The following is a 15,376-nucleotide window of genomic DNA, read 5'->3' on the forward strand; positions in this document are numbered from 1 at the left end:
CCGGCGAGAAACGGGCGGGGGTGGTCACACCGCGAGCGGCGCGTGATCGATCCGCGGCAGCACGTGGCGCGCGAACAGATCGGCCTCGGCGGCATGGGGATAGCCCGAGAGGATGAAGGCATCGATCCCCTCGGCGCGATAGGCGTTGAGCTTGGCGAGCACCTGATCGGGGTTGCCGACGATCGCGGCGCCGCAGCCCGAGCGGGCGCGGCCGATGCCGGTCCATAGATTGGCCTCGGCATAGCCATCCTGGCGCGCAGCTTCTTCGCGCAGCTCGGCCTGGCGGCGAACGCCGGCCGACTGCGAATCGAGCGAGCGCGACCGGATCGCGGCACCGGTGGCGTCATCGAGCTTCGACAGCAGCCGATCGGCGGCGGCGCGCGCCTCCTCCTCAGTGTCGCGGACGATGACGTGGACGCGATAGCCGAACTTGAGGGTGCGACCATGAGCCGCGGCGCGAGCGCGCATGTCGGCGACGATGCCGCGCACGCCCTCCATCGTGTCGGGCCACATCAGATAGACGTCGCAGCCCTGAGCCGCGGCGTCACGCGCCGCATCCGAGAGGCCGCCGAAATAGAGCGGTGGGCAGCGGCCCGAGACGGTCCCGACTCGCGGCGGATCGAGCCTGAGCTGCCAGAACTCGCCCTGATGATCGAGCGGCTGGCCGTCGAGCAGGGTGCGCAGGATGATCATTGCCTCGAGCGTGCGGGCATAGCGCGGACCGCTCGCCAGCGTTTCGCCGGGCAGGTCGCTCGAGATGATGTTGATCGCCAGCCGGGCGAGCCCGCCGGGGCCCGCGCCCATCATCTGGTCTATCGTCGCGATCTGACGCGCGAGCTGCGGCGGCCAGCTTTCGCCGATCCGCACCGCCATCAGCATCCGCATCTGCCGCAGCAGCGGCGCCATGCCGGCGGCAAAGGCGGTGGTATCGATGCCAAGCGCATAGCCCGAAGGCAGCAGGACATTGTCGAAGCCGCCCGTTTCGGCCTGCAGGACGATGTCGCGGCAATGCGCCCAGCTCGATTGCAGCCTGGCATCGGGCTGCCCGAGAAACTCGTAATCGTCGTCGCACAGCGCCGAGAACCAGCTGATCTCGCAGGGCGGCCGCGTCGTCATGGCAGCGTCTCGCCCATGCCCGCCTGCAGCACCTCATACCATTGCGCGCGGGTCCATTCGACCCGGCAGGCATCCGCAGCGGCGCGGATGCGCGAGGGCGTCTGCGAGCCGACGATCGGGATGATCCTCGCCGGATGCGCCATCGCCCAGGCGAGCGCCGCGGTGGCGGCATCGACCTCGTAATGCTGGCCGTGCGCCGCGAGCGCCTGCGCCGCCGGGTGGCTGCCATCGGCCAGCCGGCCACCGCCGAGCGGCGACCAGGCGAGCACGGCAACGTCGAGCCGCATCGCCTGATCGAGCGTGCCGTCGAACAGCGGCGCGCTGTGCAGCGGCGAGAATTCGGGCTGGGTGCTGACGATCGACCGACCGAGGAAGGCCTGCAGCGCATCGAACTCGGCGGGGCTGTAGTTGGAGACGCCGACATGGCGAACCTTGCCGGACGCGACCATCGCATCGAGCGCGGCGGCGACTTCCTGAGGGTGGGTGAGGAAATCGCGGCGATGGATCTGGTAGAGGTCGACCTGCTCGACCTGGAGGCGGGTGAGCGAGTCGTCGAGCGCCCGGGTAAGATAGTCGGTGCCGGAATTGTACGGAATGCCGGGGCGAATGCCGCCCTTGGTGGCGATCACCATGTGCGAGCGCAGGTCCGGCGCCTCGGCCAGCGCCTGGCCGAACAGCACTTCCGCCGAGCCGAACCCGGCGGGGACGTCGCAGCCGTAGATGTCGGCGGTGTCGAACAGGGAAATCCCCGCCTCCAACGCCGCATCGATCAGCGCGCGTACGCCGGGCGTGTCGACGCCGGCGAGTCGCCACATGCCCCAGGCTATGGGCGAGACAAGGAGATCGCTCTTGCCGAGCGGGCGGGGTTCGCGTGAGAGGCGGATCGTCGTCATGGTCGGCGACATGGCATAGGGACTGATGCGATGGTAGCCGCGATACGGTATGGCGTGGTCGGAACGGGGATGATGGGGGTGGAGCACCTCCGCAACATCGCCCTCGTCCCCGGCGCCGAGGTGGTGGCGCTCGCCGATCCGGTCGCGACCTCGCTCGGCTGGGCGCGCGATGCCCTGGCCGACAAGGCTGCCGCGGTCACCAGCTACGACAATGTCGCCGACTTTGCCCGTCACCCCGAGGTCGATGCGATCGTGATCGCCTCGCCCAACCACACCCACCGCGCCGTGCTCGAGCCGTTGTTCGGGATGGATGCCGCGATCCTGTGCGAAAAGCCGCTGGCGACAACGCTGGACGATGCGCGCTGGATCGTCGCCCAGGCGGGCACGCGCGACCGGCCGTTCTGGACGGGGATGGAATATCGCTTCATGCCGCCCGCCGCCGCCTTCATCGACCAGATCCATGGCGGCCGCATCGGACGGCTGCAGATGCTCTCGATCCGCGAGCATCGCTTCCCGTTCCTCGCCAAGGTGGGCGACTGGAACCGGTTCGCGCGCAATACTGGGGGGACGATGGTGGAGAAATGCTGCCATTTCTTCGATCTGATGCGGCTGATCGTCCAGTCGGAGCCGGTGCGCGTCTATTGCTCGGGCGCGATGGACGTGAACCATCTCGATGAACGCTACGATGGCGCGCGGCCCGACATCATCGACAACAGCTTCACCACCGTCGATTTCGCCAACGGGGTGCGCGCGATGCTCGATCTATCGATGTTCGCCGATGGCGCGGAGCATCAGGAGGAGATGAGCGCGACCGGCGATGCCGCGCGGCTCGACGTGCTGATCCCGCCGGGCGATCTGGTGTTCTCGCCGCGGGTCGGCTTTCTCGGCGACAAGCAGGTCGAGCGGACGCGGGTGACGGTGGATGCGACCGCCCACGCCGCCGGCTCGCACGAGGGCGCGACCTATTACCAGCATCTCGCCTTTGCCGCGGCGGTACGCGGCGAGGGGCCGGTGCAGGTGACCGCCGAGGACGGGCTGCGCGCGGTCGCAATCGGCGTCGCGGCGGAGATCAGCGCGCGCGAGCACCGGGTGGTGACGATGAGTGAGCTGGGGTTCTGAGCAAGAGGCTGAGGGGGCGAGGAGCGAGGCAGCTGCTCCAAATCTGTCATCCCAGCGAAGGCTGGGATCTCGTGGTGGCGCGCCAGGCAGAAGCCGCAAGAGATCCCAGCCTTCGCTGGGATGACGGAACATGGCTGGAATGACGCAGGATGGCGGGATGACGTGGCCACCACCACCCCTACCGCGTCACTCCCCCAGCATCTCGCGCAGCTTGGTTGCCAGCGCCTCGATCGCGAACGGCTTGGTCATCATGTCCATGCCCGCGTCGAGGAAGCCGCTGCGCACCGCGGCATTCTGCGCATAGCCGGTGACGAACAGGACCTTGAGATCGGGGCGCGACTGGCGCGCCACCTCGGCCAATTGCCGCCCGTTCATGCCCGGAAGGCCGACGTCGGTGACGAGCAGGTCGATTGCGCGGTCAGAGTTGAGGATCGGGATGGCCGAGGGCGCATCCACCGCCTCGATCGCGCCATAGCCGAGCTCGCCCAGCACCTCGAGCACGGTCATCCGCACCGACGGATCGTCCTCCACCACCAGCACCGTCTCGCCGGCGCCCCGCGGCGCATCCCCTTCGTCGATCAGCCTGGCCTCCACATCGCCGTTGAAGCGCGGCAGGTAGAGTTTCACCGTCGTGCCCTGGCCGAGCTCGCTGTAGATGCGGACATGGCCGCCGGATTGGCGCGCGAAGCCGTAGATCATCGACAGGCCAAGGCCGGTGCCCTGCCCCACCGGCTTGGTGGTGAAGAAGGGTTCGAACACCTTCTCGATCGTCTCGGCGGCCATGCCGGTGCCGGTGTCGGTGACCGACAGCACGACGTAATCGCCCGCGTCGAGATCATGATGCAGGCGGACATAGCGCTCGTCGAGCACGGTGTTGGTGGTCTCGATGATCAGCTTGCCGCCGCCCGGCATCGCGTCGCGCGCGTTGATGCACAGGTTGAGCAAGGCGCTTTCGAGCTGGTTGGCGTCGGTGCGCGCCGCCCAGAGCGATGCGGCCGGGTGGATCTCCAGCGACACCTGCTCGCCCAGCGTGCGGTGAAGCATGTCCGCCATGCCGGCGACCAGCGCGTTGACGTCGGCGGGCTGGAGATCGAGCGACTGGCGGCGCCCGAAGGCGAGCAGCCGCGCCGTCAGCGCCGCCGCGCGCTGCGCCGAGGTGTTGGCCGCCTCGATATAGCGATGGACCGGCTCCATTCGCCCCTTGGCAAGGTTGCGCTGGATCAGATCGAGGCTGCCGATCACCCCGGTGAGCATGTTGTTGAAATCATGCGCGATGCCGCCGGTGAGCTGGCCGACGCTCTCCATCTTCTGCGCCTGGCGGAGCGCCTCTTCGGCCTGCATCAGCTCGGCGGTGCGCTCGGCGACGCGCTGTTCGAGCGTTTCGTTGAGCGCGCGCAGCGCCGTCGTCGCCCGGTCGCGCTCGCGCTCGACGGTGCGCCGCTCCTCGACATCGAGCAGCACGCCCGGGAACATCAGCGGCGTGCCGTCCGGCGCATGATCGACGCGGCCGTTGGCCTCGATCCAGTAATAGCGCCCGTCCGGGCGGAGCACGCGATATTGATGGGCATAGGCGCCGCCGCGCGCGATCACCTCGGCGATCGCGTCGGCCAGCCCTTCCTGGTCGTCGGGGTGGACCGTCTCCACCACCTGGCGCAGGCTCAACCCCTCGCGGCCCAGCGCGGGATCGAGCCCGAAGGCGCGCGCGAAGCCCTCGTCCACCCGGAAGCGGTCGGTCTGCAAATCCCAGAACCAGGTGCCGACGATCGCGCCGGCCGACAGCGCGAGCTGGACGCGATCGATGTTCTCGCGCGCCAGCGCCTCGGCCCGGCGGCGATCCTCGACGTTGCGGAACAGCACCGACACCTGCTGCCGGCTGGCGGGCTCGACCCGCGCCGCGGACACTTCGATGTGCCGCCCCGCCGCCTCGAACCAGCGCTCGAACCGGATCGGCTCGCCGGTGCGCAGCACCTCGCCATAGACCGATACCCAGTCGTCGGCCTCGGTCGGCGCCAGCTCGCGCACCGTGCGGCCGACGATGTTGCCGATCCCGGTGTGGCGCTCGTAGCCGGGATTGGCGTCGACATGGACATAGTCGCTGAGCGGGCCGTCGGGACCGTCGAAGAACTCGATGATGCAGAAGCCATCGTCGATCGCGTTGAACAGCGCGCGATAGCGTTCCTCGCTGCGCGCCAGCGCGTCGCGCGCGACGCGCGCCTCGGTGATGTCGCGCGCGACGCCGGCGAAGCGCACCGGCACGCCCGCGTCATCGCTCAGGATCTCGCCCTTGCGCGCGATCCAGCGCAGCTCGCCGGTATCGGCGCGACGGATCCGATATTCGACGTCGAGCGGTACCGTTCCCTGCCCGCGTGACGCCGCGGTGGAGATCAGATGCCGGTCCTCGGGGATGATCAGCGCCTCGAACACCGCTGCGGGCACGGCGTCGCTTGCCTCGAGCCCGTACAGCCGGAAGAATTCGGGCGTGGCGTGGAGCAGGCCGTCAGCCCCGACGTGGAACACGCCGACGCCGCCGGCGGCCTGCGCGCGGCCGAGATTATGCCGTGCCTCTTCGAGCGCCTGGCCGGCGAGATGCTGCTCGGTGCGGTCGCGCAGGATCTTGACGTAGCCGATGTGGCGGCCCGCCTCGTCGTTGAGCGGCGCCATCTCGCCGCTTGCCCAGAACTGCTCGCCGTCCTTGCGCAGATGCCAGCGCTCGTCGATCGCGCGGCCCTCCTCGCGCGCGGCGCGCATCTCGCTGGCAGGAACACCGGCCGCGCGATCGGCCTCGGTGAAGAACAGCGCGGCGCTGGCGCCGACCGCTTCCGCCTCGCTCCAGCCGAGCACCGCTTCGGCGCCCTGGCTCCACTCGGCAATGATCCCGTCGAGATCGGTGGCGACGATCGCGAAGTCGCGCGCGCTGTCGACGATCGCGCGCTGCCGCGCCTCGGCGATCGCGGTGCGCTGCAGGGTCAGGCGCTGATCGAGCTGCGCCATCACTTGCCGCGCGAGCACCCGCAGCGCGCGTTGCTGCAGCTCGGTCAGCGTCCGGGGTTGCTGGTCGAGCACGCACAAGGTGCCGATCGGCACGCCATCGGCGGTCTTGAGCAACGCGCCGGCATAGAAGCGGATGTGCGGGTCGCCGGTGACCAGCGGGTTGCAGGCGAAGCGCGGATCGTTGCTGGTGTCGGCCACCAGCAGGAAATCGTTCTGCAGCAGCGCATGGGCGCAGAAAGAGGTTTCCAGCGGCGTGCAGTCGACGCCCAGCCCGACCTCCGCCTTGAAGAACTGGCGATCGCCGTCAATGAAATTGACCACGGCCATCGGCACGTCGCAGATCGCGGCGATCAGCTCGACGATCTCGTCGAACGCCGCTTCGCGGGGGCTGTCCATCACCTGGTAGCGCGCCAGCGCCGCCATCCGCTGCGCGTCGCGATCGTCGGTGTGTGTCATGATGCTCAACTAATTGCCCGCTGTGGCTGAGATTGCAGCACGCTCCCATAGCGCAATGGTTGCAACTGGCGCTCGGCGACTCCGTCCGCCCCCGCTCGATCATCGCCCACCATCCTCGGCCTATGAGACATCGAACGCGCGATCTGCAAGATTATCCAGTTACTTAGGTTAGGATCGACAAACTTTCTCGCCCTTTGCCCATTTTTGGAAAAGCCATGGACCTGCTGCGGGGTTGACGTCACGTCATCGACGCGTACGGCAGACCCTGGTCAAAGGAGCAAACGATGACTGAAGATAACACCGACCTAAACGCCGTAGAGCTAGCAACCGAATTGACGATTGCTTGGCTCGGCAACCCCAACACCCGTACTTCGGCCGAAGAGGTTCCCGCCTTTCTCGGCAAGATGCACGACACGGTGTCGGCGCTGCTTGGCGCCACCGATGCGGCCCCGGAGGCGCAGCCTGTTACCGAGTACACGCCCGCTGTATCGGTACGTAAATCCTTGGCATCCAAAGATCATATCATCTCGATGATCGACGGCAAGCCGTACAAGACCTTGCGCCGCCATCTCGCCACTCATGGCATGACGCCTGCGGAATATCGCGACCGTTATGGACTGAAGTCGGACTATCCGATGGTCGCCGAGAACTATTCGGAGAGCCGTCGCGCGATGGCCAAGAAGATCGGTCTCGGCCGCAAGCCTGGCGCGCGGACCAAGACCGATGCGCCGGCCGCCGCTGCTGCCCCCCGCCGCGCCCGCAAGGGCGAGGGTGAAGAAGCCTGATCCTGTCATCGGACCTGCCTCGGCGAGGCAGGTCCCCTGATCGCCTGATCGGCCGGCCGCTCAGCTGCCGAAACTGCCCTTGCGATAGAGCAAGGTGATCGCGACCCGGCGATTGCGCGGATCCATGGCGTTGCTGGTGATCAGCGGCTCGCGGTCCGCCACCCCTTCGATCCGCTCGAACCGCTGCTCGGGGATACCGCCCGACGCCAGGCGGCGGCGCGTCGCCTCGGCGCGGCCCGACGATAGCATCCAATTGTTCATCGCCCGCGGATCGCCATAAGGCACGCTGTCGGTATGGCCGCGGATCATGATGGTGTTGGGCGTGTTGGCGATCGTGCCGGCGATCATCCCGATCAGCTCGGACGCACGGCCATCCAGCGCGGTGGTGCCGAGCGCAAACATCGAATAATCGGCATCGTCGACCAGATCGATCCGCAGCCCGTCCTGGGTCGGCACGAAGCGCACGTGGCTCGCGAGCTTCGACAATCGCGCCGAACCCGCGATCTGCGCCTCGAGCTTGCGCCTGATCGCCCCGAACGCCTTCATGTCGGCTTCCTGGAACGCCTTGGGATTGCGCAGCGACCCCTTGTCGCCGGTGCCGCTCTGCTGGCCGCCGGCATTCTGGGTGGGGATGCCCATCGAGGCGATCGGCGCGCTCGCCGCCTTGGGACCAAGCTTGTTGTTGCTGAGCACGGACTCACCGCCAAGCACGCCGCTGCCGCCAAGGCCGAGCGACTTCTTGTCGAGGATAGTCGGCGCGAAATAATCGGCGATGCCCTTGCGCTGCTTCTCGTTGGTGGCGCCGAGCAGCCACAGCAGCAGGAAGAAGGCCATCATCGCCGTCACGAAATCGGCATAAGCGACCTTCCAGGCGCCGCCGTGATGGCCGGCATGGCCGCCCTGGATGATCTTCTTGACGATGACGATCTTGGGCGGCTGGTTGGCCCCATGGGGAGCGGCGCGCGCCATTTAACGAGCCCCCATCTTACTTGCCGCGCAGGCCATCGAACACCTCGGCGAAGCCGGGCTGGTTCTTGTGGGCGATGCCGGAGCGCGCGGCCTCGATCACCAGCGGCTGCGGGTGGCCGTGAAGCGAGGCGATGATGATCTGCTTGACCACGTCATAGATTGCGCCGTCGGCATCGATCACCTGCTTGAGGCGGCCGGCGAGCGGCGAGACGATGCCGTAAGCGAGCAGCACGCCCATGAAGGTACCGACCAGCGCCGAGCCGATCATGCCGCCGAGAATCGCCGGCGGCTTGTCGATCGAGCCCATCGTCTTGACGATGCCGAGCACCGCGGCGACGATGCCGAGCGCGGGCAGCGAATCGGCCAGGCTGTTGAGCGTGGTGTGCGGCCCTTCCACCTCGTGATGGTGGGTCTTGATCGAGTGATCCATCACTTCCTCGACGGCATGGACATCGAGCGTGCCGGACGAAACGACCACCAGCCGCAGCGTATCGGCGATCAGGTTGATCAGCGTCGAATCGGCGAGCAGGCGCGGATATTCGGCGAATACCGCGGACGATTTGGGATCCTCGACATGCGGCTCGAGCGCGATCGGGCCGTCCATCCGCAGCATCTTCATCAGCTTGCTGACGAGGAAGATGACGTCGAGATAGTCCTGCTTCTTATACTTGGGGCCCTTGAACACCTTGCCCAGGCCCTTGCCCATTGCTTTCAGCTCGGTGCCCGAATTGCCGATGATCAGCGCCCCGGCAGCGGCGCCGCCGATGATCAGCATCTCGTGCGGGATAGCCTCCATGACGGGGCCGAGCGCGCCGCCGGTGATGGCGAAACCGCCGAACACCATGGCGAGAAGAACAACCAGACCGATCGCAGGAAACACGCAAAAACCCCCGTTAGGCCAGCCAGATGATGGCTTTGCTCAACCCGGGCTTAACCGGATTATCTGGACAAGTGGTTACCGGCTCGGGCCGGTTTCGACCGAATGTGACGGCCTGTATCGAACGCAGCGCAACAGCTGCGTCGACAAGCCGTGCGGCAGGTTCGAGCAACGGCACAAGGCGCCGGCCGAGCTTGCCCGACGGCGCCAGTTGTGGGCGGAAAGGCCGAGCTACTTGATGTAGTCGAACAGCGACAGGCTGGAGAGCTTGGAGAAGCTCGCCTGGGTCGCCGACAGCGCCGTCATCATCTGCTGGAGCTGCACCACCGCGTCGGTGACGTCGACATCCTCGAGGCTCGAGCGCAGGTCCTCGCGATCGGTGTTGGCGGTGGTCAGCAGCGTCTGCTGCAGATCCACCCGCGCGGCGCGCGCGCCGACCGAGGCCTGGACGTTGGCGACCTGATCGGTCGCCTTGGTGAGATCGTCGAGCGACGAGGAGATGGTGTCGCTCGCACCGGCGCCGCCGTCGGTCAGCGCCGCGGCAAGCGTGCTGAGCATGGTCAGCGTATCCTTGCCGCCGCCGATGTCGAAGATCCGCGAGGCGCTTTCGGTCGCCTGCACCGTCTGCCCATCAGCAATCGGGATTTCGGATACGTTGGTGGTGGCATAGCTGATCGCGCCGGTGGTGGCATCGCGGGTCACGGCGGCGGTGCCATCAGGCGTGCCGAACAGCGGCTGGCCGCGCACGTTCTTGGTGTTGGCGAGGCTGACGATCGAATCGACGATCGAGCTGAGCTCGGTGCCGATCAGCTTGCGGCTGGCATCGGTCTGGGTGCCGGTCGCGGCCTGGGTGGTGAGTTCCACCGCGCGCTGCAGCTGGGTGTTGATCTGCCCGAGCACGCTATCCGCCTGCGTCAGCAGCGAATCGGCGGTGGTGAGATTGGTGCCGTAGACGGCGGCGTCGGCGTCCTTGCGGTTGAGCTCGGCGATCTGCTGCGCGGCGGCGGGATCGTCGGACGCGTTGATCACCTTCTTGCCGGTCGCGATCTGGGTCTGCAGCAGCGTCGCCTTCTCCGTCATCGCCGACAGGCGACGCGACGTCGAATCGTAGAACAGGCTGGTGGAGATCTGCATGGCCGTTACCTGATATCGAGGATCGACTGGAAGGTATCGCGGGCGACCTGGATGATCCGGCTCGAGGCCGAATACGCCTGCTGGAAGCGCATCAGATCGACCGCCTCCGAATCCAGGTTGACGCCGGTCTTGGACGACAGGGTGCTCTCGGCGCCGTCGCGGATCGCGCTCTGCGCATCGGCGATGGTGTTCTTCTGCTTGTAGGCAGTGGCATTGTCGGTGACGAGCGCGGTCAACGTGGCTTCATAGCCCTTGGTCGTCCGCGACGTCTGCAGCTTGGCGAGGTTGCTCGCATCGCGCGTGCCGCCGCCGGTGGCCGCGGCGGCGATGTCGCTGCCGTTGGTGAGCAGCACCGACATGTCGGTCGGCGAGGTGCCGGCGGCGAACAGCGCCTTGCCCTGCGTGCCGGTCTGATCGTCGCCGGCCGCCTGATTGTCGTTGACCGTCCTGACGAAATCGGTGGCAACGTCGTTGAGGTTCTGGCGGATCGTCGCAACCCGCTGGGCGCCGTCGATCATGCCCGCCGTGGAGCCGCCGTTGGGGCTGAGCACGTTGACCACGCCGTTGACGGCGACGTTGAACCCGACGGTGCCGTCATTGTTGCGCTGATAGCTGACGGTGCCGGCCTGATTGCCTTTCACGAACGCATCGCCCGCAGCGCCGCCGATACCGACGGTGACCCGGCCGAAAGTGTCGGTCTGGACGTTGACGTCGACGAGCTGGCTCATCTGGCCGAGGATGACGTCGCGCTGGTCCATCAGCTGCGCCGCAGCGGTGCTGCCGGGCAACGAGCGGCCGAGGCCGTCGTTGATCTGGGCGAGCGAGGCGCCGAGCGAATTGAGATCGGTCGCCGCCTGGGTGCCGGCGGTATCCATGTCGGCGTTGATCTGGTCGAATGCCTGGCCGGTCGCAGTGAAGGCGACTGCGGCCGACTGCGCGGCACTGACCACGCCGGTGCGCAGCGCCGACGAATCGGGCTCCGCGGCGAGGCTCTGCGCCGAGGCGAAGAAGGAGGTGACGCGGGTGGTGAGTTCGTTGCCGGTGAGCGCGCTCTGGATCTTATCGAGCCAGGTCGCACCGCTGGTGGTCCGCGACAGATCGGCAGTGGTCGCGCGCAGCGCGGTGCTCGCATAGGTATCGGACGAGCGGTTGACCGCCGAGAGGAGGACGCCGTTGCCGGCGCCGAACTGGCTGATCGATCCGGTGCCCGGCACCTCGGAAAGGCTGACGGTGCGACGGGTATAGCCCGTCGTTCCCACATTGGCGATATTCTCGCCGATGGTGGAGAGCGCCGTCTGATAGGCGCGGACGCCCGAGGCGCCGATCGAGAGCAAGTCGCTCATTTGGGCGGATCTGCCGTATTTGTCTTAAGATCAGCTTGAGATTTCGACAGGAAATCGGTCATCGCCTTGCCGATGCCGATTGGAGTGTGCTCCGCCATCGACTGGGCGAGGCGGGTATCCTGCATCTCGGAAAAGGTATCCAGCGCCTTCGAATCGAACAGCGGATCGGCCAGTTTCGCCTGGCGCATGCTCTTGAGCATCATCCCGTTGAACACCGCCTCGAACTGCTGGCCGGCCTTTTTGAGGTTGTCGGCGCTCTTGAGGCGCGCGGTATCGGTCGAGATACCGGTGGTCGGAACCGCCGGAGTCGCGCTCGCCAGGGCCGGGATGTCGCTCACAGGACGATCAGCTCCGCGCGCAGCGCGCCTGCTTCCTTGAGGGCTTCGAGGATCGCGACCAGATCGGCCGGCGACGCACCGATCGCGTTCACGGCCTTGACCACGTCGGCCAGCTTGGGGCCGGGATTGAGCAGGAACATCGGTTTCTTCTCCTCCTCGACAGACACGTTGGAGCGCTGCTCCACCGCGGTCTTGCCCTGGCTGAACGGCGCCGGCTGGCTGACCCGCTGGTTTTCATCGATGCGCACGGTCAGCTTGCCGTGCGTCACCGCGGCGGGGCTCACCCTCACCGCACTGTTGATAACGACCGTTCCGGTGCGCGCATTTACAATTACTTTTGCCGGCGCCTCCGCGGAGGTGACATCGAGGTTCTCGATCGTGCTCATCAGCGTCGCGCGGACGTCGGCGCCCTGCGGCGCGCGCACCGCCACCGATACCGCGTCCACCGCCTGGGCGGTGCCGAAGCCGAGCTTCTGGTTGATCGCGGTGGCGACGTTCTGCGCGGTGGTGAAATCGGCCCGGGCGAGGTTGAAGGTGAGGTTCGGCGCGGTGTCGAAGCCGGTCGCGACCGCGCGCTCGACGGTGGCGCCTTCGGGAATGCGACCGGTGGAGGGAATGTTGACGACGATCTTGGAGCCGTCGGCGCCTTCGGCGCCGAGCCCGCCGACCGCGAGGTTGCCCTGCGCCATCGCGTAGATCTGGTTGTCGGCGCCGAGCAGCGGGCTCAGCACCAGACTGCCGCCGCGCAGGCTCTTGGCCTTGCCCATCGAGGCGACGGTGATGTCGAGCCGCTGACCCGGCTTGGCGAAGGGCGGCAGCTCGGCGGTGATCATCACCACCGCGGCGTTCTTCATTCCCGGGTTGGCCGATGCCGGCAGCTGCAGGCCGAAGCGCGAAGCGACGGCTTTGAGCGACTGGACGGTATATTCGAGATTGTCGTCGCCGGTGCCGGGCAGGCCAACAACCACGCCATAGCCGGTGAGCTGGTTGGCGCGGATGCCCTGGAAGCCGCCGAGATCCTTGATCCGGTCGGCGGACGCGGGGCTCGCGATCACGAGCGCGGCGAGGAACGAGAGGAGAAAGCGCATGGGTGCGGGCCTCAAAACGGGCTGACGACGGAGAAGAAGCGGCCGAGCCAGCCCTGGCGGCTCGCGCGGGCGACATCGCCCTTGCCGGTGTAGGAAATCTGCGCGTCCGCCACCCGGGTGGAGGGGACGCGATTGTCGGCGCCGACATCGGCGGTGCGGACGATGCCCTTGATGCGGACGAACTCGTCGCCGCGGTTGAGCGTCACCCGCTTCTGGCCCTGCACCAGCATGGTGCCATTGGCATAGACTTCGGCGACGGTGACCGAGACCTCGCCCGAGAGCGAATTCGCCTGGTCGGTCGCGCCCTTGCCATCGAAGTTCCGCGCGCCGCTGATCGAGGCGTCGGTGCCCTTGAACAGGCTGAGCGCGCCGGTGGCGGGCGGGGTGATGCTGCCCGACCCCGACGAATCAAGCTTGGAGCTTGCCGACTTGGACGCGGCGGTGCGCTCCACCAGCACGATCGTCAGCGGATCGCCTACCTTGCGGGCGCGCCAGCCCTCGTAGAGCGCGGCATAGCCGTCGCTTACCTGGAAGATCGAGCCGTTGGCGGGCGCCGCCACCGGCACCGCCGGCGCGCGCACCGCGGTGAAATCCTCGGGCGGCTTCTTCTTGCCGAACACGCCGGCATCGGCCGGGGCGGCAACAGCGAGCAGGCCCACGAGAGCGGCCGCGGAACGGAACGAGAGGGCAAGGCGCATGGTGCTGATCACAGGTTCTGGTTCAGGTTCTTGAGCATGTCGTCGCTTGCCGAGATCATCTTCGAATTGACCTCATAGGCGCGCTGGCATTCGATCATGTCGACCAGCTCCTCGACGACGTTGACGTTGGACGCCTCGAGCGAGCCCTGGCGAACCTGGCCGCGGCCATCCTCGCCGGCGATGCCGAGGTTGGCGGCGCCGCTCGACGCGGTCTCGGTGAGGTAATTGTCGCCGGTCGACTGCAACCCGGTGGGGTTGGGGAAGCTCGCGACCTGGATCTGGCCCAGCGTGGTGCCCTCGGTCTGCCCCGGGATCTGCGCGGTGACGGTACCGTCGGTACCGATCGTCACTGAGGTGGCGTTGGTCGGCACGGTGATGCCGGGCATTACCTGATAGCCCTCGGAGGTGACCATCAGGCCCTCCGGCGAGCGCGAGAAGTTGCCGGCGCGGGTGTAGCCGAGGTTGCCGCCGGGCAGCTGGACCTGGAAATAGCCGTCGCCGTCGAGCGCGAGATCGAAGCTGTTGCCGGTCTGCTGGAGCGAACCCTGGGTATCGATCCGCGAGGTGCCCTGGATGCGCACGCCGGTGCCGAGGTTGAGCCCGGTGGCGTATTTCGTCTCCGACGTCGACTGCGCGCCGGGCGCGGTGATCGTCTGGTACGACAGCGTCTCGAACGCGGCGCGATCCTTCTTGAACCCCGTCGTGTTGACGTTGGCGAGGTTGTTCGAGATGACCCGCATGCGCGTATCCTGAGCATCAAGCCCGGTGCGCGCGATGTGCATGGCGGAGGAGGACATCGTGTCTTTTCCTTAGCTCGGGAGACGCATCACGGAGGTGCTGCTCTCGTCCATATCCTTGGCCGATTTCATGAGGTTCGCCTGAACCTCATAGCCGCGCTGGTTTTCGATCATGTCGACCAGCGCTTGCGTCATGTTGACGTTGGAGCCTTCCAGCGCCCCCGCCTGGACGGTGGCGTCCATATTCTCCGGCAGGGTGCCGCCGCCGCGCACGCGCAGCAGATTGTCGAGCCCCTTCACCGTGTCGGTGCCCTTGGCGCTGACCAGCTTGAGCCGGTCGAGCACCTGCGGGTTCTTGGGATCACCGCCCTGGGGGACGATGGTGACGGTGCCGTCGCCGGCGATCGTCAGGGAATCATGCGGGGGCACGGTGATCGGGCCGCCGCTGCCCTGGACGATATAGCCGTCGCCGGTCTGGAGCACGCCCGAGGGCGCGACCTCCATGTCCCCGCGGCGGGTGTAGGCCTCGCTGCCGTCCGCCGCCTGCACCGCGAGCCAGTCGTTGTTACCGGTGACGGCGACATCGAGGCTGCGGCCGGTGGTCTGGATCGTGCCGGGGTTGCGATCGGCGTCGGTGACCTCTTCGCTGGTGGGCATGCGTGCCTCCAGCTGGGTGCCGCCGCCCTTCAGCTCGATCCGGTCGAACATCACGCGGTCGGCGCGAAAGCCGGTGGTGGACACGTTCGCCATGTTGTTGGCGATCGCTGCCTGCGCCGCCATGTGCGCCCGCAGCCCCGTCGCCGCCGTATAGACCAACTTGTCCATCTAAGCC

At 67.2% G+C, this 15,376-nt stretch carries 14 protein-coding genes; 2 read left to right on the forward strand and 12 right to left on the reverse strand.

Features of this window, described 5'->3' with window-relative positions; genetic code table 11:
- Window positions 1–24: 24 nt before the first annotated feature.
- Together OXR60_RS08595 and OXR60_RS08600 are read right to left on the reverse strand one after the other, a co-directional pair.
- A complete protein-coding gene (locus tag OXR60_RS08595; RefSeq protein WP_267395455.1) occupies window positions 25–1,116 on the reverse strand; it encodes an LLM class flavin-dependent oxidoreductase in 1,092 nt (363 codons plus the stop codon).
- The gene (locus OXR60_RS08600) at window positions 1,113–2,009 is read right to left on the reverse strand and encodes an aldo/keto reductase (RefSeq protein WP_267395457.1); all 897 of its coding nucleotides are present in this window, start codon (window positions 2,007–2,009) and stop codon (window positions 1,113–1,115) included. The genes OXR60_RS08595 and OXR60_RS08600 overlap by 4 nt, the downstream gene beginning before the upstream one ends.
- Window positions 2,010–2,039: 30 nt before the next feature.
- On the opposite strand from OXR60_RS08600, the gene OXR60_RS08605 reads away from it, so the two are divergent.
- A complete protein-coding gene (locus OXR60_RS08605; protein WP_267395458.1) occupies window positions 2,040–3,128 on the forward strand; it encodes a Gfo/Idh/MocA family oxidoreductase in 1,089 nt (362 codons plus the stop codon).
- A 186-nt stretch (window positions 3,129–3,314) separates the two neighbouring features.
- Here OXR60_RS08605 and OXR60_RS08610 read toward each other — a convergent pair whose 3' ends face one another.
- Window positions 3,315–6,575, reverse strand: a complete 3,261-nt coding sequence (locus OXR60_RS08610; RefSeq protein ID WP_267395459.1) for a PAS domain S-box protein — start codon at window positions 6,573–6,575, stop codon at window positions 3,315–3,317.
- Window positions 6,576–6,859: 284 nt separating this feature from the next.
- On the opposite strand from OXR60_RS08610, the gene OXR60_RS08615 reads away from it, so the two are divergent.
- A complete protein-coding gene (locus OXR60_RS08615) occupies window positions 6,860–7,360 on the forward strand; it encodes a MucR family transcriptional regulator (RefSeq protein WP_267395460.1) in 501 nt (166 codons plus the stop codon).
- 60 nt (window positions 7,361–7,420) lie between these two features.
- Here the strand turns inward: OXR60_RS08615 and OXR60_RS08620 are convergent, their stop codons facing one another.
- The 9 genes from OXR60_RS08620 to flgF all read right to left on the reverse strand — a co-directional run bounded on the left by OXR60_RS08620 (window position 7,421) and on the right by flgF (window position 15,369).
- Window positions 7,421–8,329, reverse strand: coding sequence for a flagellar motor protein MotB (locus OXR60_RS08620; RefSeq protein WP_267395461.1), 909 nt, complete (start codon window positions 8,327–8,329; stop codon window positions 7,421–7,423).
- Window positions 8,330–8,345: 16 nt separating this feature from the next.
- Window positions 8,346–9,209: a flagellar motor stator protein MotA gene (gene motA / locus OXR60_RS08625; RefSeq protein WP_267395463.1), complete on the reverse strand. Its 864-nt coding sequence runs from the start codon at window positions 9,207–9,209 to the stop codon at window positions 8,346–8,348.
- 228 nt (window positions 9,210–9,437) lie between these two features.
- Window positions 9,438–10,340, reverse strand: a complete 903-nt coding sequence (locus OXR60_RS08630; protein WP_267395464.1) for a flagellin — start codon at window positions 10,338–10,340, stop codon at window positions 9,438–9,440.
- Between the two features lie 5 nt (window positions 10,341–10,345).
- The gene (gene flgK, locus OXR60_RS08635; protein ID WP_267395465.1) at window positions 10,346–11,683 is read right to left on the reverse strand and encodes a flagellar hook-associated protein FlgK; all 1,338 of its coding nucleotides are present in this window, start codon (window positions 11,681–11,683) and stop codon (window positions 10,346–10,348) included.
- Window positions 11,680–12,021 (reverse strand): rod-binding protein, encoded by a 342-nt coding sequence (locus OXR60_RS08640; RefSeq protein WP_267395466.1) that lies wholly within the window; start codon window positions 12,019–12,021, stop codon window positions 11,680–11,682. The genes flgK and OXR60_RS08640 overlap by 4 nt, the downstream gene beginning before the upstream one ends.
- On the reverse strand, window positions 12,018–13,109 hold the full coding sequence (locus OXR60_RS08645) for a flagellar basal body P-ring protein FlgI (RefSeq protein ID WP_267395467.1): 1,092 nt from the start codon (window positions 13,107–13,109) through the stop codon (window positions 12,018–12,020). The genes OXR60_RS08640 and OXR60_RS08645 overlap by 4 nt, the downstream gene beginning before the upstream one ends.
- Before the next feature lie 11 nt (window positions 13,110–13,120).
- On the reverse strand, window positions 13,121–13,807 hold the full coding sequence (locus OXR60_RS08650) for a flagellar basal body L-ring protein FlgH (protein ID WP_267395468.1): 687 nt from the start codon (window positions 13,805–13,807) through the stop codon (window positions 13,121–13,123).
- Window positions 13,808–13,815: 8 nt separating this feature from the next.
- Window positions 13,816–14,604 (reverse strand): flagellar basal-body rod protein FlgG, encoded by a 789-nt coding sequence (gene flgG / locus OXR60_RS08655; RefSeq protein WP_267395469.1) that lies wholly within the window; start codon window positions 14,602–14,604, stop codon window positions 13,816–13,818.
- Window positions 14,605–14,616: 12 nt separating this feature from the next.
- Entirely contained in the window at window positions 14,617–15,369 is a 753-nt protein-coding gene (gene flgF / locus OXR60_RS08660) for a flagellar basal body rod protein FlgF (RefSeq protein WP_267395471.1), read from the reverse strand.
- Window positions 15,370–15,376 lie beyond the last annotated feature (7 nt).

The organism is Sphingomonas sp. GC_Shp_5 (assembly GCF_026540855.1).
Taxonomy (GTDB): Bacteria; Pseudomonadota; Alphaproteobacteria; order Sphingomonadales; family Sphingomonadaceae; genus Sphingomonas.